This is a genomic window from Mitsuaria sp. 7, assembly GCF_001653795.1.
Lineage (GTDB): Bacteria > Pseudomonadota > Gammaproteobacteria > Burkholderiales > Burkholderiaceae_C > Roseateles.
In genome coordinates this window covers 2,953,925-2,973,546 of record NZ_CP011514.1, presented here as the reverse complement: position 1 = coordinate 2,973,546, position 19,622 = coordinate 2,953,925, and the positions used below count along the sequence as shown (strand labels likewise).

The 19,622-nt window shown below is 64.9% G+C and carries 22 protein-coding genes and 1 pseudogene; 4 read left to right on the top strand and 19 right to left on the bottom strand.

What is annotated here, in order from left to right:
* Positions 1-17 precede the first annotated feature (17 nt).
* Genes ABE85_RS13080 through ABE85_RS13070 form a run of 3 tightly spaced genes read right to left on the bottom strand, consistent with a single transcriptional unit; the run spans position 18 to position 4,399 of the window.
* A complete protein-coding gene (locus tag ABE85_RS13080; protein WP_067275027.1) occupies positions 18-1,562 on the bottom strand; it encodes a TolC family protein in 1,545 nt (514 codons plus the stop codon).
* Between the two features lie 45 nt (positions 1,563-1,607).
* The gene (locus tag ABE85_RS13075) at positions 1,608-3,251 is read right to left on the bottom strand and encodes a DHA2 family efflux MFS transporter permease subunit (RefSeq protein ID WP_082938583.1); all 1,644 of its coding nucleotides are present in this window, start codon (positions 3,249-3,251) and stop codon (positions 1,608-1,610) included.
* Entirely contained in the window at positions 3,248-4,399 is a 1,152-nt protein-coding gene (locus ABE85_RS13070; protein WP_067275022.1) for an HlyD family secretion protein, read from the bottom strand. Before ABE85_RS13070 ends, ABE85_RS13075 begins: the two co-directional genes overlap by 4 nt.
* Positions 4,400-4,609: 210 nt before the next feature.
* Between ABE85_RS13070 and ABE85_RS13065 the strand changes: the two genes are divergently transcribed.
* A complete protein-coding gene (locus tag ABE85_RS13065; RefSeq protein WP_067275020.1) occupies positions 4,610-5,113 on the top strand; it encodes a helix-turn-helix domain-containing protein in 504 nt (167 codons plus the stop codon).
* 48 nt (positions 5,114-5,161) lie between these two features.
* Here ABE85_RS13065 and ABE85_RS13060 read toward each other — a convergent pair whose 3' ends face one another.
* The 4 genes from ABE85_RS13060 to ABE85_RS13045 form a co-directional block, all read right to left on the bottom strand.
* Positions 5,162-5,791, bottom strand: a complete 630-nt coding sequence (locus tag ABE85_RS13060; protein WP_067275017.1) for a LysE family translocator — start codon at positions 5,789-5,791, stop codon at positions 5,162-5,164.
* Positions 5,792-5,897: 106 nt separating this feature from the next.
* Positions 5,898-6,704 carry an AraC family transcriptional regulator gene (locus tag ABE85_RS13055; protein ID WP_067275015.1) on the bottom strand — a complete coding sequence of 269 codons (807 nt, stop codon included), beginning with the start codon at positions 6,702-6,704 and terminating at the stop codon, positions 5,898-5,900.
* A gap of 50 nt (positions 6,705-6,754) precedes the next feature.
* Positions 6,755-7,459 (bottom strand): SH3 domain-containing protein, encoded by a 705-nt coding sequence (locus ABE85_RS13050; protein WP_067275012.1) that lies wholly within the window; start codon positions 7,457-7,459, stop codon positions 6,755-6,757.
* 36 nt (positions 7,460-7,495) lie between these two features.
* The gene (locus tag ABE85_RS13045) at positions 7,496-7,918 is read right to left on the bottom strand and encodes a DUF1810 domain-containing protein (RefSeq protein ID WP_067275010.1); all 423 of its coding nucleotides are present in this window, start codon (positions 7,916-7,918) and stop codon (positions 7,496-7,498) included.
* An 848-nt stretch (positions 7,919-8,766) separates the two neighbouring features.
* Here ABE85_RS13045 and ABE85_RS26965 point away from each other — a divergent pair.
* Positions 8,767-8,937 (top strand): DUF1508 domain-containing protein, encoded by a 171-nt coding sequence (locus ABE85_RS26965; RefSeq protein ID WP_082938582.1) that lies wholly within the window; start codon positions 8,767-8,769, stop codon positions 8,935-8,937.
* A gap of 566 nt (positions 8,938-9,503) precedes the next feature.
* Here the strand turns inward: ABE85_RS26965 and ABE85_RS13040 are convergent.
* From ABE85_RS13040 to ABE85_RS27960, 3 genes are all read right to left on the bottom strand, one after another.
* Positions 9,504-10,610, bottom strand: coding sequence for a hypothetical protein (locus tag ABE85_RS13040; RefSeq protein WP_067275007.1), 1,107 nt, complete (start codon positions 10,608-10,610; stop codon positions 9,504-9,506).
* A gap of 95 nt (positions 10,611-10,705) precedes the next feature.
* Positions 10,706-11,014, bottom strand: coding sequence for a helix-turn-helix domain-containing protein (locus ABE85_RS27965; RefSeq protein ID WP_197507002.1), 309 nt, complete (start codon positions 11,012-11,014; stop codon positions 10,706-10,708).
* Positions 11,011-11,538, bottom strand: coding sequence for a hypothetical protein (locus ABE85_RS27960; protein WP_067275004.1), 528 nt, complete (start codon positions 11,536-11,538; stop codon positions 11,011-11,013). Before ABE85_RS27960 ends, ABE85_RS27965 begins: the two co-directional genes overlap by 4 nt.
* A 194-nt stretch (positions 11,539-11,732) precedes the next feature.
* On the opposite strand from ABE85_RS27960, the gene ABE85_RS13030 reads away from it, so the two are divergent.
* On the top strand, positions 11,733-11,975 hold the full coding sequence (locus ABE85_RS13030; protein ID WP_067275001.1) for a helix-turn-helix domain-containing protein: 243 nt from the start codon (positions 11,733-11,735) through the stop codon (positions 11,973-11,975).
* Positions 11,976-12,026: 51 nt separating this feature from the next.
* Here ABE85_RS13030 and ABE85_RS13025 read toward each other — a convergent pair whose 3' ends face one another.
* From ABE85_RS13025 to ABE85_RS12990, 8 genes and pseudogenes are all read right to left on the bottom strand, one after another.
* Positions 12,027-13,223, bottom strand: coding sequence for an MFS transporter (locus tag ABE85_RS13025; RefSeq protein WP_067274999.1), 1,197 nt, complete (start codon positions 13,221-13,223; stop codon positions 12,027-12,029).
* Between the two features lie 176 nt (positions 13,224-13,399).
* Positions 13,400-14,089, bottom strand: a pseudogene (arsH, locus tag ABE85_RS13020) (arsenical resistance protein ArsH); the annotation flags it as partial.
* Positions 14,082-15,167, bottom strand: coding sequence for an ACR3 family arsenite efflux transporter (arsB, locus tag ABE85_RS13015; RefSeq protein WP_067282642.1), 1,086 nt, complete (start codon positions 15,165-15,167; stop codon positions 14,082-14,084). The gene arsB and the pseudogene arsH, both read right to left, overlap by 8 nt.
* Positions 15,167-15,655 carry an arsenate reductase ArsC gene (locus ABE85_RS13010; RefSeq protein WP_067274997.1) on the bottom strand — a complete coding sequence of 163 codons (489 nt, stop codon included), beginning with the start codon at positions 15,653-15,655 and terminating at the stop codon, positions 15,167-15,169. Before ABE85_RS13010 ends, arsB begins: the two co-directional genes overlap by 1 nt.
* Before the next feature lie 4 nt (positions 15,656-15,659).
* Positions 15,660-16,154, bottom strand: coding sequence for an arsenate reductase ArsC (locus ABE85_RS13005; protein WP_067274994.1), 495 nt, complete (start codon positions 16,152-16,154; stop codon positions 15,660-15,662).
* Positions 16,155-16,163: 9 nt separating this feature from the next.
* On the bottom strand, positions 16,164-16,490 hold the full coding sequence (locus tag ABE85_RS13000; protein ID WP_067274992.1) for a helix-turn-helix transcriptional regulator: 327 nt from the start codon (positions 16,488-16,490) through the stop codon (positions 16,164-16,166).
* A gap of 129 nt (positions 16,491-16,619) precedes the next feature.
* Positions 16,620-18,200: a hypothetical protein gene (locus ABE85_RS12995; RefSeq protein WP_067274989.1), complete on the bottom strand. Its 1,581-nt coding sequence runs from the start codon at positions 18,198-18,200 to the stop codon at positions 16,620-16,622.
* Positions 18,197-18,442 (bottom strand): AlpA family transcriptional regulator, encoded by a 246-nt coding sequence (locus tag ABE85_RS12990; protein ID WP_067282640.1) that lies wholly within the window; start codon positions 18,440-18,442, stop codon positions 18,197-18,199. The genes ABE85_RS12995 and ABE85_RS12990 overlap by 4 nt, the downstream gene beginning before the upstream one ends.
* Before the next feature lie 254 nt (positions 18,443-18,696).
* Between ABE85_RS12990 and ABE85_RS12985 the strand changes: the two genes are divergently transcribed.
* Entirely contained in the window at positions 18,697-19,002 is a 306-nt protein-coding gene (locus tag ABE85_RS12985; RefSeq protein ID WP_157522338.1) for a hypothetical protein, read from the top strand.
* 13 nt (positions 19,003-19,015) lie between these two features.
* Here the strand turns inward: ABE85_RS12985 and ABE85_RS12980 are convergent, their stop codons facing one another.
* Positions 19,016-19,612, bottom strand: coding sequence for a hypothetical protein (locus tag ABE85_RS12980; protein WP_067274983.1), 597 nt, complete (start codon positions 19,610-19,612; stop codon positions 19,016-19,018).
* Positions 19,613-19,622: the final 10 nt, after the last annotated feature.

Sequence of the window (19,622 nt, the reverse complement as noted above, 5' to 3'; positions counted from 1 at the left end):
GGTCGTCGACCGGGCGGCTAGCGCGTCGGGTTTTCCGCAGCGTCCCAACCGCCGCCGAAGGCGCGGAACGCCGACACGGCGGCCCGTGCATGGTTCGCGTCCAGTTGCGCGAGCTGGTCGCGCGCGCCGAGCAGCAGACGATCTTCCTGCAGCACTTCGATCAGGCTGGCGGCGCCGCCCTTGTAGGCGTCCTCGGCCGCGTCGCGCGCGACCTGATGCGCGCGGACTTCCTTCGCGAGGTCGCCGCGTTGCTGCTCCAGCTCGGACAGCGTGACGAGGGCGTTCTCGACATCCTCGGTCGCCCGTAGCATCCGCTGCCGCACCTGCGCGAGCGCCTCGGCCCGCGCGCCACGCGCCTGCGCGACTTCGGCATCGACGCGGCCGAAGTCGAACAGCCGCCAGTGCAGGCCGAGTAGCGCCTGCGGCTGGAACGCCTGCGAGCTGAACAGCCCGCCGTGCAGGCTGGACGCGCCCAGCACCCCGCCCAGCGTCAGGCGCGGGTAGTACTCGGCCGTCGCCACGCCGATGCGGGCCTGGCTGGCGTCGAGCTGGCGCTCGGCGGCGATGACGTCGGGACGACGACGCATCAGCGTGGCGGGCGTCAGGTCGCCGGGCAGCGTGGGGACGCGGTACGTCGATGACCGCGAGGTCGCCTGCGAGGCTGTCAGCGATGAGGCTTGCGATTGCGATTGCGATTGCGATTGCGCCTGCGATGCCGACATCAGCTTCGCCGCATAGGTCCCGGCCTGCTCGCCCATCAGCACGTCGAGGCGATGCTGCTGCTGCGCGAGCTCGGTCCTCAGCGGCGGCAGCGTGCCACGCGCCTGCAGCTGCAACGCCTGGGCCTCCGCGACTTCGCGCTGCGCGGCGAGCCCGCCCTTGAACCGGTCCTGGATCAATTGCAGCAATTGCGACTGCGTGCGCAGATGGGCCTTGGCGACCTCGATGCGGGCCTGCGCGCCGCGCACACGGAAGTAGGCATCGGCGGCTTCGGCGGCCACGGTCACGCGCGCACCCAGCCGCGCGGCTTCCGCGGCCTGCCACTCGGCGACCGCGGCGGTCTCGCCTTGTCGCAAACCGCCGGCGAGATCGGCCTCCCAGCTCGCACCCACGCCGAGCGTCTGCAAGGTCTGATTCCGGTCGTAGCCCGGGAAGCCATGGGCGAGCGAACCCTCGGGGCTCTTCAGCGACTGGCGCTGAGTGAGCAGCTGTCCTTGCACCGCGCCCTGCGGCAGGCGCTGCGCGCCGGCGCCTTGCGCCGCGGCGCGCGCCTGGTCGACCCGTGCCAGCGCGATGGCGAGGTCCAGGTTCTGGTCCAGCGCGCGCTGGACGATCGCGGTCAGCGCCGGATCGTCGAAGTCCTGCCACCAGGTGCCCAGCGTGGCCGGCGCGACGCCGTCCTGGTGCTGCGCGATCAGGGACTGGCCGGCGAAGCGGTCGTCGAGCGCGCGGGGGCGTTCACCGGGCCCGGGCATCTGCGCGCAGGCGACGAGAAAGGCGGCGAGGGCCAGCGGCGCGAGCCGGATCAGCGGGCGGAGAGAGACGGAATGCAGGAGCGTCATGGCGGGTCTCCTAGAAAGTCGAAGGATTCGGAACAGGCGAGGGCATCAATGCGCATCGGCGGAGGGCGCGGCGGGCGGCGCGATCTTGCGCAGCATCGGTACGAAGACCAGCGCGACGATGAAGCAGCCCATCACGATCAGGAAGGCGTCGGCGAAGGTCATCGTCAGCGCCTCGCGGTAGGTCAGCGACCAGAGCTGGCGCAGCGCGGCGGTGGCGGCGTCGCCCGATGGCATCGAGGCCGACAGCGATGCGCCGGTCGATGCCAGCAGTTGGGTCATCGCCTCGTTGCGGGTGGTCAGGTGCTCGGACAGGCGCTGGAAGTGCAGGTTGGTCCGGTCGTTGAGGATGGTCGCGCAGGCCGCGATGCCGATGGCGCCGCCGAGGTTGCGCATCAGGTTGAACAGCCCCGAGGCCAGCTTCAGCCGGGCCGGCGGCAGCGCCCCGAGCGCCAGCGTCACCACCGGCGGCACGCTGAGCTGCTGGCCCATGCCGCGCAGCGCCTGCGGCAGCAGCAGCTGATGCGAGCCCCAGTCATGCGTGATCGGCGCGAACTCCCACATCGACAGCGCGAAGAGCGAGAGCCCCGCGAAGAGGATCCAGCGCAGGTCGAAGCGGCTGGCGAGGAAGGCGTACAGCGGGATCGACATCACCTGGAACACGCCGGTGGAGAACACGGCCAAGCCGATGTCGAGCGCGCCGTAGCCGCGCACGCGGCCGAGGAACAGCGGCGTCAGGTAGATGGTGGCGAAGATCCCGATGCCGGTGATGAACGAGAACAGGCTGCCCAGCGCGAAGTTGCGGTCCTTGAGCGCGCGCAGGTCGACGATGGGATGCGCGTGCGTGAGGCTGCGCGCGATGAACGCGATGCCCGTCACGCCGGCGATCCACGCGGTGGCGACGATGGTCGAGTCGCTGAACCAGTTCCAGCGCGGCCCCTCTTCGAGCGTGTATTCCAGACAGCCGAGGAACACCGCGAGCAGCACCATCGACAGGTAGTCCGCGCCCTTGAGCAGCGAGAGATTGGGCTTGTCGACGCGCACCATCAGCGGCACGACGACGGTCACGACCAGGCCCGGCAGCAGGTTGATGTAGAAGAGCCACTGCCAGGACAGCACGTCGGTGATGTAGCCGCCGACGACGGGACCGAGCGTGGGCGCCAGCGAGGCGATCGCGCCGATGGTGGACGCCGCGATCACGCGCTGCTTGCCGCTGAAATACATGAACGCGGTGGTGAAGACCATCGGGATCATGGAGCCGCCCAGGAAGCCCTGCAGCGCGCGGAAGGCGATCATGCTCTGGATGTTCCAGGCCAGGCCGCACAGCAGGCTGGTCAGCGTGAAGCCCAGCGCCGAGACGGCGAACAGCCATCGCGTCGAGACCACGCTCGCGAGCCAGCCCGAGAGCGGGATCACGATGATCTCGGCGATCAGGTAGCTGGTCTGCACCCAGGTGGTGTCGTCCGCGCCGGCCGAGAGGCCGCCGCCGATGTCGCGCAGCGACGCCGACACGATCTGGATGTCCAGCAGCGCGATGAACATGCCCACGCACATGGTGGCGAAGGCCAGCACCTTGTCGCGCGTGGTGAGCTGGTCGATGGGGACGACGATGTCGGACCAGAAGGGCGGGCGCTTGCGCGCCGGTGGGGGTGGCGCCGACCCGTCGTCCGCCGTGGCAAGGGCGGTGCTCATTGCACGCTCGCGGTGGTCGTCGCGGTCTTGGTGGCGTCCGCGCTGGCGCTCTTGGTGCCGGCGCCAGCGTGGTTGGTGTCGACCTCGACGACGACGGACAGGCCCGGACGCAGCCGGCCCAGGCGCTCATCGGCCGGATCGAGCTGGATGCGCACCGGCACGCGCTGGACGATCTTGGTGAAGTTGCCGGTCGCGTTCTCCGCGGGCAGCACGCTGAACTGCGCGCCCGTTGCCGGCGCGAGGCTGCCGAGCGTGCCGTGCAGCACGACGCCGGGCCAGGCGTCCGCGCGGATGTTCACCGGCTGGCCGGTGGTCATGCGCGCGAGCTGGTCCTCCTTGAAGTTCGCGTCGATCCACAGGCCCTGTGCCGGGACCACCGACAGCAGCGGCGTGCCGACGCCGACGTAGGTGCCGAGCCGCGCCTTGCGGTTGCCGATGTAGCCGTCGCGCGGTGCGCGCAGCTCGGTGTAGCCCAGGTTGAGCTGGGCGATGTCGCGTTCGGCGCGGGCCTGGGCGAGCGCGGCCTGCGCCTGGCGCTTCTGCGTGGCGATGACGTCGAGCTGGCGCTCCGCGGCCTGCTGCTCGGCGCGGGCGCGTGCGGAGCCGGCCTGCGCGGTCTTGAAGCTCGCTTCGGCGCGCTGGCTGCTTTCGACCGACACGGCCGCGCGGCCGACGAGGTCCTTGTAGCGCGCGAAATCGTCGCGCGCGCGCTGCTCTTCAGCCGAAGCGGCGTCGATGCCGGCGCGGGCCTTCGCGATCACCGCCTGCTGCAGTGCGGCGGAGGCGCCGAGGTTGGCGATCGCGGCGTCCTGCGCCTCGACCGCGGCGATGGTACGTTGCAGCGCGGCCTGGTAGTCGCGGCTGTCGATGCGGGCGAGCAGGTCGCCGGCGTGGACGAACTGGTTGTCGGTGACCGGCAGCTCGGTGATGTAGCCCGTGACCTTCGCGCCGATCACGGTCACGTCGCCGCCGACGTAGGCGTCGTCGGTCTCCTCATGGAATCGGCCCACCGTCCACCAGTGCGCGCCGTAGGCGGCGATCCCGAGCACGACGGCCGTCAGCACGGCCCATTTCAGCGAGGCGCGTCCGAGGGCGCGGCGCGGCGGCGTGGCGGCTGAAGAGGAAGCGGAAGGCGTTGAAGCGGTCATGGAAGGACTCCGAAGGCCCGCCGGGTGGCGAGCGATGGAGCGGACTATAGGAACGTCACTTGCATCATGGAAGTCACTGGCTTGGGAATGCACTGTTGCTGATTCGTCAACTAACTTCCATGATGAAAGTCAGTGAGAATCGCGGGACGGCCGGACCGCCGTCGCGCCGATCGGGTGCGGCGGGGCTGGTCACCCACAAGGAGATCCCCGATGCGCCGCACGAGCTTCGAAGACATGGCCTGTCCGGTGGCGAGGGCGACGGACATGCTGGGCGACAGCTGGAGCGTGCTGATCCTGCGCGAGGTGTTCTACGGTCACCACCGCTTCGACGAGTTCGCGACCGAACTGGGCATCGCCTCCAACACGCTGACGCGCCGGCTGGCGGAACTGGTGGAGCGGGAGCTGCTCAAGAAGCGGCTCTACAGCGACAAGCCGCCGCGCTACGAGTACGTGCTGACGCCCAAGGGTCGGGACTTGCGACCGGTGATGCTGGCGCTGCTGACCTGGGGCAACAAGCACGCGGCCTTGAAGAACAAGCCGGTGCGGCTGGTCGACACCGAGACGGGGGAGCCGGTGGAGCTCAAGCTCATCGACGCCCGCACCGGCAAGGCGATCGGGCCGCAGCACAAGGTGGAGCGGCGGTCGGGGCAGCCCAAGAAGGTGGAGCTGTTCGACTTCGACGGCGTGATGCCGGCGGCGGGCGCGGCCGACTAGGATCGACCAGGGCCGACACGCGTCGACCGGGTCCGCTGGGGGCGCCCTTCAACGCTGGACCAGCGCGAGCTTCACGCCCAGTCCGACAAAGGCGGCCGCGAAGCCGCGGCGCATCCAGCGCAGGACGGGAGGGCGCGTGAGCACGCGGTCGCGCATCGCGGCGGCGAAGACGCCGTAGACCGCGAACACGGCGAAGGTCATGGCCATGAAGACGAGGGAGAGCTCGACCATCAACGGCGTCGGGTGCGGCTCGTCGCGGGCGATGAACTGCGGCAGGAAGGCGAGGAAGAAGATCGAGAGCTTCGGGTTGAGCAGGTTCACGAGGGCCGCGTTGGCCACGACCTCGCGCGCGGAGCGCGGCGGGCTGTCAGTGTCGACGGCGAGCGGTCCGCTGTCCTTCAGCGACATCCAGGCCATGTAGAGCAGGTAGACGACGCCGACGTACTTCACCGCGTCGAAGGCGACGGCGCTGGCGTGTAGCAGGGCGGCCAGGCCGGTGATCGCGGCCAGCATGTGGGGGACGATGCCGATCGTGCAGCCGAGGGCGGCGTGGATCGAGGCCCGCGCGCCGCCCGACAGCCCGGCGGCAAGGGTGACCAGCGCGCCGGTGCCGGGCGAGGCCACGACGATCAGCGAGGTGATCAGGAACTCGGGATTCGAGAGCGAAGAGAAGGGCACGACGGACCTCGGGGCGTTGAAGGCGGGGAGGTCATGGTCGAGGCGCGCCGGCGGCGCGTCTTGGACGAAATTGCAGGCGATCTCGGCTGACTCACGCTCAGCCGACTCAACGAAGCGCGGCGGCGTACGCGCCCGGCGCGATGCCGAAGCATCGGACGAAGTGGCGTGTCAGGTGGCTCTGGTCGAAGAAGCCGCTGGCGGCGGCGACATCCGCGAGCGGCGTGCCGAGCGCGATCAGTCGGCGTGCCTGCTGCAAGCGGCGTTGCACGAGGTAGGCGTGAGGCGGAAGTCCCGTCGCGCGGGTGAACCCGCGCAGGAACTGGAATCGGCTCAACCCGGCCTCGCGAGCGAGGTCTGCGAGGCTGACCGCGGCGGTGAGGTCGTCGTCGAGCCGCGAGCGGGCGATCGCGATGCCTGCTGGGATCGCGGGCAGCGCGACGGCGCGCGGCTGGAGCAGCGACTGCAACAGCAGGAGCAGCGCGCCGTCGACGCGGAGTGTGTCGGTGGACGCGGTCGGCGTGCTGGCCATCGCGTGGAAGAGCGATTCGAAGCGACCGGCGATGCGATCGTCGTGCAGTGTGGGTCGATGGAACTCGACGTCGCCGACGGCGCGGCCCTCGGCGATGTCGGCGACGAGATCACCGACGAGATCGGGCGACAGGTACAGCATGCGCCAGGCGCGGCCGTGATCGCCGAGCGGGAGGCCATCGTGGACCTCGCCAGGGTTGACGGTGATGACGTCGCCGGCGACGGACTGGACCATGCCGCGGCCGCTCGCGGTCTTCTGCGCGCCGCGATCGATGCGGCCGATGCCGAATTCATCGTGGATGTGACGAGGGAACGCCTTCGCGCTGTCGGCGCTGACGATGTCGACGCCGGGGAGTGGGCAGGGGAGGCGGGTGAAGGCGGGCATGGGCGGCGCGGGGGATGCTGCGACTCTAACAACCCCTGCGCGTTACGTGCTCAGGGCGTGGCGTCGGCGGCCTCGTCGCCGGCGAGGCCATCGCAGCTGGTTTCCTGGATCGCGCAGATCCGGTTCACCCAGGCCCGGAACCGGCCCGGCGGCAGGCCTGCGCGGGCGGCGGCGTCGATCTTCAGCGAGCGTCGATCCTTGGCCGGGAAGCGCTGGTCGGCGAACTCCACCTGCGCCCACTTCCCGTTGCAGTCCGCGAGGCGTCCAGCCTCGATGACGATGTCGTTGTCGAAGGTCTCGTTGTCGCCGATGCGCAGCACGGCGACGGCCTTCGGGCTCGGTCCTGCGCGTCCGACATCGGCCTGCGACTTCACGGTCAACCTGCTGCCGCTGACCCAGCCTTCGCCCGAGAACATCGGCCGTGCGGGGCGGTCGGTCAATGCCTCGTTGTCGCTGGCGTTGCGGATCAGGAACCAGCCGTTGCGCGCGCCGGCGACGTCGACCTCGACGCGCACGCCATAGCCGGCCGACGGCTCGATGAAGGTGGGCGGCAGCGTGCCGAGGACCTTGGCGCGCGGGTCCGGCGCGGCGCGGACCTTGAGTCCGGCGGGGTCGGTCTCGGCGACGAAGGCGCCGAAGTTGCAGATGCTGGTGGGCCGCTCGACAGCCGTCGTCGGGGCGCTGTGCACGAGGGTGGCGAAGCAGGAGGCTGCGAGCAGCAGGGCGCCGTTGCGCGAGGGGCGGTGTGTGGTCATGGAAAGAGACGTGATGCCGGAGGCAGCGGAACGCAGTCAGCGCAGGAGATCCAGCGTGCGCGGATCCGGCTGGCCGCTGAAGTAGCGATCGAGCGCTTCGATGAACACGGCCTCGTCGCCCGACGCCTTCGCGAAGAGCGTCAGCGATGAGCGGAACTTCATTGCGTCCACGGAGCCCAGGATCTGCTCGGCGGTCTTGTTGCGGTGGGTGTTCATCAGCGCGACGCACTCGCGCAGGCGCGGGCCGAGGACGTCGTGGTCGAGGTAGGCGATCGCCTCGTCCAGTGACTCGATCCCGTAGAACTGCGCCGTGCTGCTCACGCCCAGCCCACGGAGCTGGGGGAAGAAGTACCACATCCAATGGCTGAGCTTGCGGCCGCGCTTGAGCTCGGCGAGGACGTCGGCGACCTGCGGAGCTTGCGCAGTGCTGAATCGGTCAAGGGCAGACAGACTGGGCATAGCGGAGAAGTGTTGACCAAGCTGCGCTGGCAGGGATAGCTTGGAATTTTGGCGCGACCGATGTCCAGCGCTGTGGTTCTTATCACCTGTGTCCGCTTCAACGCCAGACGCCTTACGTATCTCAACAGCGGTCAGCATGCCTGTGGATTAGTACAGCATCAATGCTAGGCTCTAAGAGGGCTGGACGGCTGTTGTTAAGCTGTTTACAAGTGGGCGTCGATTTCCATCGAAATTTAGCGAATGCTAAAAAACTCCAATGCTGGCAATGGAAAACTCTCTTCTAGGTGCGATCTAGATCTGAACTTTCCTGTGGATAGTTCTTCGTGAGAGACTTGCACTCGACCGGATAATTCGGTAATGTTGGGAGTAGCACTCTCGAACCAAGAGTGCCAAAACGCGAAAGGCTGGAGCCTGCCAGCTACCAGCCTTTCTTGTGCAACTGATGCCCCGAAAGCGTCCAACGTTGTGGACTTGAGCAACGAGAAAGTAAAGCCTATGAAAACAGCCTGACCTTCTCGCCGCGCTTAGCGTTGCCTAGGCGCGGTCTTGAAGTGTGGCAGTGCAACATTTTCTTGTCTACGCATTCCTCGGTAAACCCTTAGTGAGCCTGCGCACAATGCGCCTCTCGTTTTCCGAGAACCGAAATCGCAGATTTGAAAGGCACAAAAATGCCAGGAAAATTGACGCCGGGAACTCCGACACCGCGTTCCGGCCAATACCGGAACAACAATACCGGTAACGAAGTGACCGGTACTCGTGGCAATCCCCTGCCGCCTACGCCGAAGCCGGGACAGAGCTATACGCTCGTGGATCCGACCAAGCACAAGAGCGGTCGCTGAGGGGGCAACATGGCATTCCATGTTTATCGCGACAACCTCAGTCAGTGGCGCTGGTACCTTCTTGCTGGGAACAATCGCAAGATTGCCGACAGCGGAGAGGGCTACAACAACAAGGCAGATTGCCTGTCGGCAATCAATCTGGTGAAAGGTACGGGCAACACGCCCGTGTACGGAGTCTAGAGACCTCTGAGGTCTGAGAGCGTCGATGGGCGGAAGTCCTCGACGCTCTTTTTCTTGATCGTCGCGACGCGGGTGTTCCGAACTTGAGAGAGCACGAGACGGCGCGCGCGGCTGAAGTGGCGTTCTAGCGTCCTGAACTGCCCAAGCGAAAAAACCGCCTCCCGGCGGTTTTCACTTGAATGAGGTTGACGAGCCTTACCCTCGGCACTGGTCACAACGGTTAGGGCTGCTTGGTTCCCCATCTGACCCGGTTGGAGGGCGCGCCCCATGCGAGCAAGAGCTTGAAGCCGTCATCGTCATTCTTCACGAGCTGCAATTCACTGCCTGGGTGACACAGGAGGTGATACACAACAAGGCGCGGATCGTATGCCTGAAGGCGATCAGATGCAACGCCGGGTGCAGTTGACGCAACCCACTGCGCGCTACCCCGCCCCCCCCCCCATGCGGACCAAGGCAAACAGGCCCCGGGGCCTAGAGTCTCATGAAGGATGTTCCTTGCGCTCAAGATTGATGTCTGACGCAGTTGGTCGGTGAATATCGAGCTGGATTTTCAGTTTTCGCACGGCCTAGAAGGGGATGTCGAAAAGAAGGCTGAAATCCCCTTCATACCGGTAAATCGCTTTCAGGCCTGCCTGCACCGTCCCGCGAACGCCATCGTTCGAGTCCATGAAATCGGTAACGTCGTCGTCGGCTTCGTAGCCGATGCGCACCATGTCATCAGCTTCATCAAAATATAGGAACGCGGGACCTACCTTCTTTTCGGATCCGAACTTGCGCCGTACAAAGAAGTTGACCATCGGCAAGGTTTTGCGGTTGAAGAGATCGGCAAGGGCGTCGACGCGCTTCGGATCCTTGACGATGTCTTGATAGAACGAAGTGCATTCGGAGGCAAACCAGTCGCAGTTTGATCGATGCAAACGTGCGAAGTCTTCAAGCAGATCCTGGAAGGCCGTCGCAGCGACGAGTCGGATGCGCGCGAAGGTCTCCGCCTTGTTGATGATGTAGCGCCCGATGTAGTGTTCGCCATGCACTTGGGCGCTTGTGATCCCGTCGCCGTCAAAGTGAATCCGAACTAGGTCGGTGTCGACGACGGAAACAAGATTGAACTGATAGACGCAGGGGTCCTTCTTCCTGCCCGGCAGTGACTGCATTTCATAAGCTTGCGCTTTCATCAGTCCCGTAATGGACGAGAAGATTGCCTTGTCGTTCTGGACTGCACCGGATCCCTTCTTCATCTCCTGAAACGCGAACACCTCGACCGTCGGCGTCTCTAGTACTTCGGTCACTCCGTGTTGCAGAGCGTCGCCGTGAAACTGCTTGCCGACCCCGGGCTGACCAAGCACGTATTGAAGGGCAGGGTCATTCGACCAGATGTGGACCGGCCACCAATCCGAGTTCTTGTCATTGAGATTTATGGGCCGAGCGAGGAACGCCCAGGCGTTGTCTGCGCTCTTCTTGCAGCTGACGATCAACACAGTGCAGACGTCGAAGTGCTGGACCTTCCGAGTGCGGTAGGCCACAAGATCAACTTCACGAACTGCGTCTGACTGGTCGTCGACGTAGTACTTGTTGCTTATGACAGTCCAGCCCGCGATCTTCAGGTCTTGGGCAACCTGATGTTCGAGTACGAAGCCAGATTTTCGAATGGAGTCGCTGTAAACATCGTCGGCCATGCCGTCCCCCGCCAGTTTCGTTTTGACGGGAATGGTCGCAGATCCGACCACCGCTGGTCACTTCAGGGAAGGTTCTGATTGATCAGTGCGCGCGCTCAGCGGGGAAGTCGCGGTCGGCCACGCGTACGCGGATAAACCGGTACTTCGGAAGTCGGGGATGGGGTGTGATCCAGATCTGCCATGACCTGACGCCGCTCGGCGGCCTTCTCCAGCGCCATCTCGTTCAGGCGTTGCCAGAACGCCTGGCGGGGGATGCGCCAGTCTCTGCCCAACTTGACACCTGGCAGTTCACCTGAACGCAACATCGAGATCAAACTGGATTCCGTGCAGTTGAAAAGGCCACAGATTTCCGTGAACGCGATCAGATGCGGATGATCCTGCTCTGTCGTCGTTCCGGTGGTCATGCTGCGCTCCCGCGCGAGGCCTTGGCCTTGCCTTCGAGATCGTCTAACTGACCCAGCACCCGGGTCAGGCAGTGCAGTGCACTGCTTTTCAGAATCCCCTTGAGCTTCTCTTGCGCCAAGGGCCATACGGTTGTCACGGGGTGGCCTGCGCCGGGCGGCAGGACGTCGTCGGCCTGCATCCGAACCCATTCAGCGACTCGTTCTTCCTGCTCGCGGCGGTTCTCCTCGAACACCGGCCAGACCTGCGACGGGCGCGGGGCACCGGACTTATGCGCAGGCAGGGACGTGTCCCGCTTCTGCTTCAGGCCGCTGCAGTAGGTTGCCGGACGCTCCGTCGGATCTTCGGTGACGAAGTCGAGCTGGGCGATCAGCGCGCTGCCGTCGGTCTCGAAGATAGTGAGTTTCACGCCGCGTCGCTCAGCCGCGTTCATGTCCAGATGGTGTGCGATCTGGCGACCCCTGAACTTCACCGGGAAGCTGCCCGAGGGTTCGATCTTGATCTGCTGGAACGGGGCGGTCTTCATGGCCCACGTCCTTTCCCGCCGATGGCGAAATAGGTTGAAGACGCTCCCACGCGCGACGGGAGCGATGCTTCACGGGTGGTGCCGTGGACACGTGCCTGGGGAGCGCTCAGGCATAAAGCGTTGGCCGCATGGGCCGGCTTGTCTGTTGGACAAGTCCCGTGGATTGTGCCTCACGTCCCGGGAAAGATCGAGCGATGGCTCATCGGTCCCCGCTTGCAGGCGACCCGGCGCTTCTTGCGCTGGGGGCTGCAGTGCGTCGTATCCGCGAAGCCAAGGGGATCTCGCAGGAACGGCTGGCGCTGGAAGCCCAGGTGGACCGGTCCTATGTCAGCCACATCGAGACCGGGAAGAACAATCCAGCGGTGTTGACGCTGGTGAAGCTTGCGGGGGCTATGGACGTGTCGGTCGCAGACTTGGTGGCGCAGGCAGGGTTGTAGCGCTCCAGTCGAAGGGGCTGACTGCGACGCGGTTGCGTTGAGATCCTTCGCTCAAGGTTTGATGCCCCGCAATGACTTTTCAGGCGCCGGGGGTGTCAGGGCGAACAGGCTGGCGAACGCGAGTGCACCGATGGCACCGGAAATCGCAAGTGCCCCGCGACCGGACGCATCGAGCGCGAGACCGAAGGACCAAGGCGCAATCGCCTGAGCCAACCGGGCAGGAATCATCAGGACGCCCTGACGTCTGCCATATCCTTGGGCGCCGAAGATCGACAGGGGAAGCGTTCCCTTGGCGATGGTAAGAATCCCGTTGCCAGCCCCGTGTAGCAGTCCGAAGACTGCGGCTGCAGGGGCGCCCAAGACTCCCAGAAGAATCGCACCGAACGGATGTAGGGCTGCGGCAAGGCGTGCTGCGATCAATGGGTGTAGATGCCGCATCAGGCCGAACTCCGTCAGTCTTGCGGCGACTTGAGCCGGACCGATAAGTGCGCCGACCATGACAGCGCCTTCAAGCGACGCGCCTTGTGCCTGCAGGAGTCGCGGAAGATGCGCGGCCATCGCCGTACTGATGAACAGTGTGGCGGCGAAGACCCATGCCAGCAAGGCCGTGGTGTACCGCGAGGGCTTGGAGGCCGCGACATGGGCGATCACGTCCATGGGCGGCGCGCCGATGGCGCTGAGGGGCTTCTCTACCCCGGCGATCAATGCATTGAGCGGCAGGCCGAGGCACAGGTGAAGTGCGGCCCAGACAAAGCAAGTCGATCGCCAGCCGAGTGTGGTTTCGAGATGACTGGTCAGCGGCCACCCGACGGTGCTCGCGAATCCTGCAAGCAGCGTCACTCCAGTTATTGCCGCCCTGGAGTCTTGACCCCACAAGCGGACCAAGGCCGCGAACGCTGCTTCATAGAGGCCGCCTCCCATGCCGACACCCAAGACGATCCAGGCAGCGACCATGCCGGCAGTGCTGCGCGCGCTTCCCAGCAGCGCCAGACCAGCGAAGAACACCAGACTGCTGATCATCAACACGGGACGCCCGCCGTGCCGGTCTATGGCCCGCCCGGCAGCAGGACCGACACAGGCGGAGACCACCAGCGCCATCGAGAACGCGCCGAACACGGTCGAAGTACTGACACCAAGGTCGATCGCCATCGGCGCTGCCAGCATCGCAGGCAGGTAGTACGTCGACGCCCACGCCAGTGTCTGGGCCACGCCCAGGGCGGCAGTGGTTCCGGCCCGGGCCAACGGCATTCGAGTCAGCTGCAGCAGCTTGTAGATGCGGTGGCTGGATCGCCCGCTGTCTTGCCTGCTGGGGCGCAACCGCTCTTCCGCGTGACGGCGATCGGCTGTGTTGCAGCTGGGCTGCAACAGCTGTCACCCTGGACAGGAACGCCGTTGTCGACCGGCTTGATGGTCGCCTGCGGGGCCTTCTTCGATGCTTCCTTCCGCTCGCTGTAGCGATCGACCAGGTAGGGGGACAGGTCTCGCGTCAGCAACGTGAACTTGAACAGCTCTTCGACCACGTCGACGACGCGTTCGTAGTAGGCCGAAGACTTCATCCGGCCTTCTTCGGTGAACTCGTCGTAGGCCTTGGCGACGGATGACTGATTCGGGATCGTGAGCATGCGCATCCAGCGGCCCAGCACCCGCATCTGGTTCACCGCGTTGAAGCTCTGCGACCCACCGGATACCTGCATGACCGCAAGCGTCTTGCCCTGCGTCGGACGGATCGCGCCCGAGGTCAGCGGAATCCAGTCGATCTGTGCCTTCATCACGCCCGTCATGGCGCCGTGGCGCTCCGGCGAGCACCACACCATGCCTTCGGACCAAGCGGCCAACTGGCGCAGTTCCTGGACCTTGGGATGGGTGTCAGCGGCGTCGTCCGGCAGCGGCAGGCCGGACGGGTCGAAGACACGGACCTCCCCGCCCATGGCCTCAAGCAGTCGCGCGGCCTCAAATACCAGCAGTCGGCTGTAGGACCTGACGCGGAGCGAACCATAAAGCAACAGGAACCGCGGCTTGTGCCGGGATGGGTCAATGGGCTTGAGTCGCTCGGGGTCAGGCACTTCAAAGACGCCTGTGTCGAGGGCGGGGAAGGTCAGGTCCAGTTCAGGCATTTCGGCTTCCTTGCTCGTACCAGGATTGGCTGCGATTAACGATGCTGACGATGGCCAGCATGATGGGGACCTCGACCAGAACACCAACCACGGTCGCCAAAGCGGCGCCGGACTGGAACCCGAAGAGGCTGATGGCAGTCGCGACCGCCAACTCGAAGAAGTTGCTGGCACCGATGAGTGCGGATGGACCGGCGACGCAGTGCTGGACACCAAACCTGCGGTTGAGGATGTACGCCAGCCCCGAGTTCAAGATGACCTGAATCAGGATGGGTACGGCGAGCAGAGCGATGACCAGCGGTTGTTCAATGATCTGGCCGCCCTGGAAGGCGAAGAGCAGTACCAGTGTCAACAACAGCGCGCTGATGGAGAAGGGCGATAGCTTCGCGAGCGTTGCCTGCAGGCGGGCTTGGCCGCGCTGCAGGAGCCATCTGCGCCAGAGCTGGGACATGACGACCGGGAGGACGATGTAGAGCCCGACCGAGGTCATCAACGTGTCCCACGGCACGGTGACCGAGGACAACCCGAGGAGAAGCGCGACGATGGGCGCGAAGGCGATCACCATGATCGCGTCGTTCAGCGCGACCTGCGACAGCGTGAAAAGTGGATCACCTTTGCACAGCTGACTCCAGACGAAGACCATGGCCGTGCACGGTGCTGCCGCCAGGAGAATCAGACCCGCGACGTAGCTGTCGAGCTGCTCGGCGGGCAGCCAGGACGCGAACAGATGACGGATGAACATCCATGCAAGGACGGCCATCGAAAATGGCTTGACGCCCCAGTTGATGAACAGCGTGACCCCGATGCCCCTCGCATGCGTCTTCACTTGACCCAGTGCGGCGAAGTCGACCTTCAGCAGCATCGGGATGATCATGATCCAGATCAGCACGCCGACCGGCACATTGACTTGTGCGACCTCCAGCGAGGCTACGGAATGAGCGAGGCCGGGGGCGACCTGTCCGAGTCCGACCCCGATGGCGATGCACGCCATCACCCATACGCTCAGGTACTTCTCGAAGAAGCCGATGCGAGCCGGTGGGGCGGTGACCTTGGCCGATGGGAGAGCCGTGACCTTGTCCATCATGAGCGGCCAATGCGGATCAAGGCATCCTGCAACGCCGCGTCGGTCATCGTCGCGACGGGGAGCAGGGTGAGTTGAAGCATGCGATAGGCAATGGCTTCCCGGGTCAGTTCGAAGGCGGCCGCCCGATCGGCCTCGGGGGCAGCGGACGGATCGGCGTAACCCCAATGCACCTTCACGGGGCTGCCCGGCCAGTAAGGACATTGCTCGGCGGCGGCGCTGTCGCAGACGGTAATGACGATGCGCATCTGCGGCGCTTCGGGGCCGATGAATTCGTCCCAGCTCTTGCTGCGGAATCCGGCAACGTCGACACCAGCAGCCGCAAGCGCGTGCAGGGCGTGCGGGTTGATCCGTCCGCTGGGCGCGCTGCCGGCGCTGAATCCGCGCAGGTCTTTGCCCAGCCGTGATGCCCAGTGATTCAGCATGCCTTCACTCAGCACGCTTCGCGCCGAGTTGTGGGTGCACAGGATGAGGACGTTGGTGGCCATGGCGTCAGCGATTGCCGATGGTGGTGATTTCCTGGCGGATCGCCATGCGGTCGAGCGCTGGCAGGGGCAGCGCCATCATCAATTCCAGGCGCCGCTTCAAGGTGATTGCTGCATTGCGGAAGGCCAGCCGACGTGTGGCCTCCGGGCCCTCGACCGTCCCCGGATCGGGCATGCCCCAGTGAGCGGTCAGGGGCTGACCCGGCCATACGGGGCAAGTCTCGCCAGCAGCCTGATCGCAGACGGTGAAGACGAAGTCCATCACGGGCGCATCGGCGACTGCAAATTCATCCCAGCCCTTGGAGCGAAGGCCATCCGTCGCGATGCCCAGCTGCTGCAGTTCCTCCATGGCCATCAGGTGAACTTGCCCGCTGGGCGCGCTGCCTGCGGAGAACGCCTTGAAGCGTCCGCCGCCCATGTGATTCAACAGGCCTTCCGCGAGGATGGACCGGGCTGAGTTCCGGGTGCAGATGAACAGGACGTTGTAGGTGGGTGTCTTCACGGGGGCCTTTCAGCAGCCGCACTTGGCCGGGTCGTTGTCCACCGCGCAGGCATCACCCTGGCAGCAGTTCTTGGTCAGGTATCCAAGCAGGGCGTTCATCTGGTCGTACGCGGCGCGGTAGATCAGGTTGCGGCTGGCGCGTTCCTGCGTTACCAGCCCCGACGCGACCAGTTCCTTCAAGTGGAACGACAGGGTGGCGGCAGGTACGCCGAGGGCTTCCTGGATTGCACCGGGGGTCAGGCCGCTCTGGCCGACCACGACCAGGGCGCGGAACACCTGGAGCCGCAGCGGTTGGGCGAGAGCACCGAGGGCTTTGACGACTTCGTTTTCTTCCATTATTCGACTTTACTCGAAAGATGGAATGAATAGTCAAATCCCCGGATCATCTGGGGAGTAGGGCGACGATCGCGCGCCCGTGCGCCGATGGATCCGGTGCCGCATCACCGGACCGTCTGCTTGGCGTCTTTAGTCGGTCTGGTTCATGGCGACGGCTTCAACGGCGGGCGCTGCCGTTCTTCTGCGCCGCCCGCTGCTCCACTCGACGCCGGTGACGTGCGTCGGAACCGACCAGGACACACAGCCTGACAGAACCAGTCCCCGGGGTCGGTCCTTGACGGGATCAGTGTTGTAGAAGATGTCAGGGACGAGAGGGGGTTGGGGGAGGGGCTGGGCCTGGAGGGGATCTTGTCCTTGTGTTTGGAGGCTTCCTTCAGTACTGGCACAGATCTGAAGGCTGTGTTCTGTAACTTGTTGATTTGAATGGGAAATGCTGGATATCGTCTGATCATTCACCGGGGTTTGTAGGGGTTGGCATTCCAGCGAAAGTCGCACGCCGGTCGCCCGCTCGATCAACGCTTCCACGGCGGCTGGCTCGACGTGACGCTTGAAGATCCAGCCGTCGTGCACTGCGAGCAATACGTCGCCCCCATGCGCATCTAGGACGGCCCTGAGTGCCGATGCCTCGACCCCCTGGAGGAGGTGGGCTAGCAAGCGCCATTTGCCGCGACTCATGGGCGCCGCCCGGCCAATCGCGTTGACCACGCGGCCAAAGGGCTTCGCATGGAGTTCGATCAATGGGGCGATCAGCGTCTTGATCTCGGTCAGGAGGCTGCGGACGAACTTGTCCTGTCCGAAGCGCTTCGCTGCGTCCTGCGACCCGAGGGTTCGAGCGAGGGAGCCGTGCAGGCGAGGGGACAGGGACATCCCGTAGACCAGCGCGATCAGTGCCTGCTTCACCGCATCGACATCCGCATTGCATGTCCGGCTGAGCCTTTCACGTGTTTCGCGTTTGCTGACCAGGTATGCGGCGACGGTCGGGGTCTCGATCCCCAGGCGGATCGCAAAGTGGCGCAGGACCGCGAAGTGGCAATTGGAGATGTCGTAGTCCCAAGCGCCCGACAACGCGGCTTTCCGAGCTTCCCGGCTGTATCCCTGCAGGACGCCACCGCGCGCGAACAGGCGGCCCGTGTCCTTCTCCTCGTACCTGATTGGCACGCGGCCCGGCGCGAGCTTGTTGTTGGCCAAGCGCAGCAGTGCCTTGGCGAATTTTCGATCCTGTTCCCGTGGCGCGACTGCGCTGCAGTACTGCAGGGCCGCGACGTTGATCTCTACAGCGTTGGTGCAGGCGAGGCCGACATAGGAGCTTTTCGACGGTCCCCGCCGGGCTGGTAAAGCCGTCTGCAAGCGCCTGATCGGCCTTCCTTTGTCGTCGAGCAGGTCACAGGGCTGCGGGTCGTCGCAGGACGCTTGGATGGCTTCCAACAGCTCGGCCTTGGGCCTCCACGCGTGCGCCACCCTCTGGCCGCGAATCCCGGGCAGGACGTGGAAGTAGTGGTACTGCAGGCGATCGCGGGCCCGTTGATCCGACTTCCACAGGGTGCGCAAGCGCTGCTTGGGGAACGCGCAGTAACCGGCGTACACATCGTGGGATGGGCCCGATGCCCAGGCCCACGCCATGCGCGTGATCGCCCACTGCTCGGTCTCCGCCAAAGTACGGAAGTGGGGTACGCGGCTGGCGATGTTGGCGGACAGGTTCGACGGGGTCATGCGCTGAACGCCTCCCGCTGCGCCTGCAGCGCTGTAGTCAAACGGCGGATCTCGCCGTCGGCCATGCCCGCGACACGCGCGCCGAGGATGGTCTGGACTTCGTCTTCGGGCCAGCCAATGCAGCCCGAGGAGAGGCTCACAGGTTTCGTCCACAGGCCGTCAGCGACGAGGCGATAGATGGTCGATCGGGAGCATCCCATGAGGGCGCAGACCGAGGGGAGTCGAAGGATCTTGAAGGACATGGACATGCGGGTCCGGGAGTGAAAGGAACAGCAATTTCACGGCATGCCACATTGATTCAATCGATCTCAGGCCGTCCTTTTTTGGGGCCTTGGCGCATGCGCAACAGACCCCTGATTCGCTGGTTGGGGGAAGGCCTGATCGTGGGAGACATCGGTCAGCCCTGGGTGGTACATCCTCGAAGTCACAGATCGTCAACGTCCGCGTTGACCATGCGTCGAACTGATCCAACGCTCCCTAAAATTCTTGGATGGCGATGGGACGAAAGACCGGCGGACGCGTAGCGGGAACTCCGAATCGGAGGACTGCGGATGTCATCGAGCGGCTCGAAGAACTGGGCTGCGATCCCATCGAGGGCATGGCCCTGATCGCGATGGACGAGTCGAACCCGCCGGAGCTGCGCGGGCGCATGTTTTCGGAGCTAGCGCAGTACGTGGCCCCGAAGCGCCGCGCCCTCGACATGGACGCACCGTCTACGGCGCCTGTGACGATCCGCCTTGGAATCCCAGTCAAGCAGCAAACCGATGGGACTCACACCATTTCAGGCGCATCTGTCCTATGAACGGCATCTGACTTCAGCCGCCGTCTTCGTGCGGATACTGTCCGCCGTTGAGAGCCTTAAACAGATCGTGCACGTCTCCGCTTGAGGAGGTGGTGCCGAAGTCCAGCGGACCTACGCCGATCGCATTCCCGACAGCGTCCACATAGTTGAACATGTACCCGAAGAAGGCCAGCGACTCCTGCTGAGTGTGGGTGCCAAGCGGAACGAATGAGAGGACGGCCACTTTGTCACTGTGGCCCACCAGCCTGTTGCGGGCTTCTTCGATCAGGGTCCTAAATCGATCTAGGCCGACCGTCGCGTCCTGAATCGCCTGGTTCATCATCCCCTCCGCGTTTAGCAGCTCGTTCACGTGGGCGACGGTCAAGTTCAGGCGCTTGCCGCCCTTGACAGGGGTGCTGGCCTTGTCTGTCAGCTTGCAGACCTGGAGGATGTAGTTCTCGTAAAGGATCCGATTGATTTCTTGGAAGAACAGCGGCGCCGTCTTGTCCATCAGCTGATGGCGTACTCCCCCGGACTCGAACAACCCGATAAACGTGTTGAAGCAGGTCCGGATCCAGATGCACTGTTCGCGCAATGCCAAGAAGGTTTCCCTGAGATCGTCCGATGCCATTGAGGCTCTC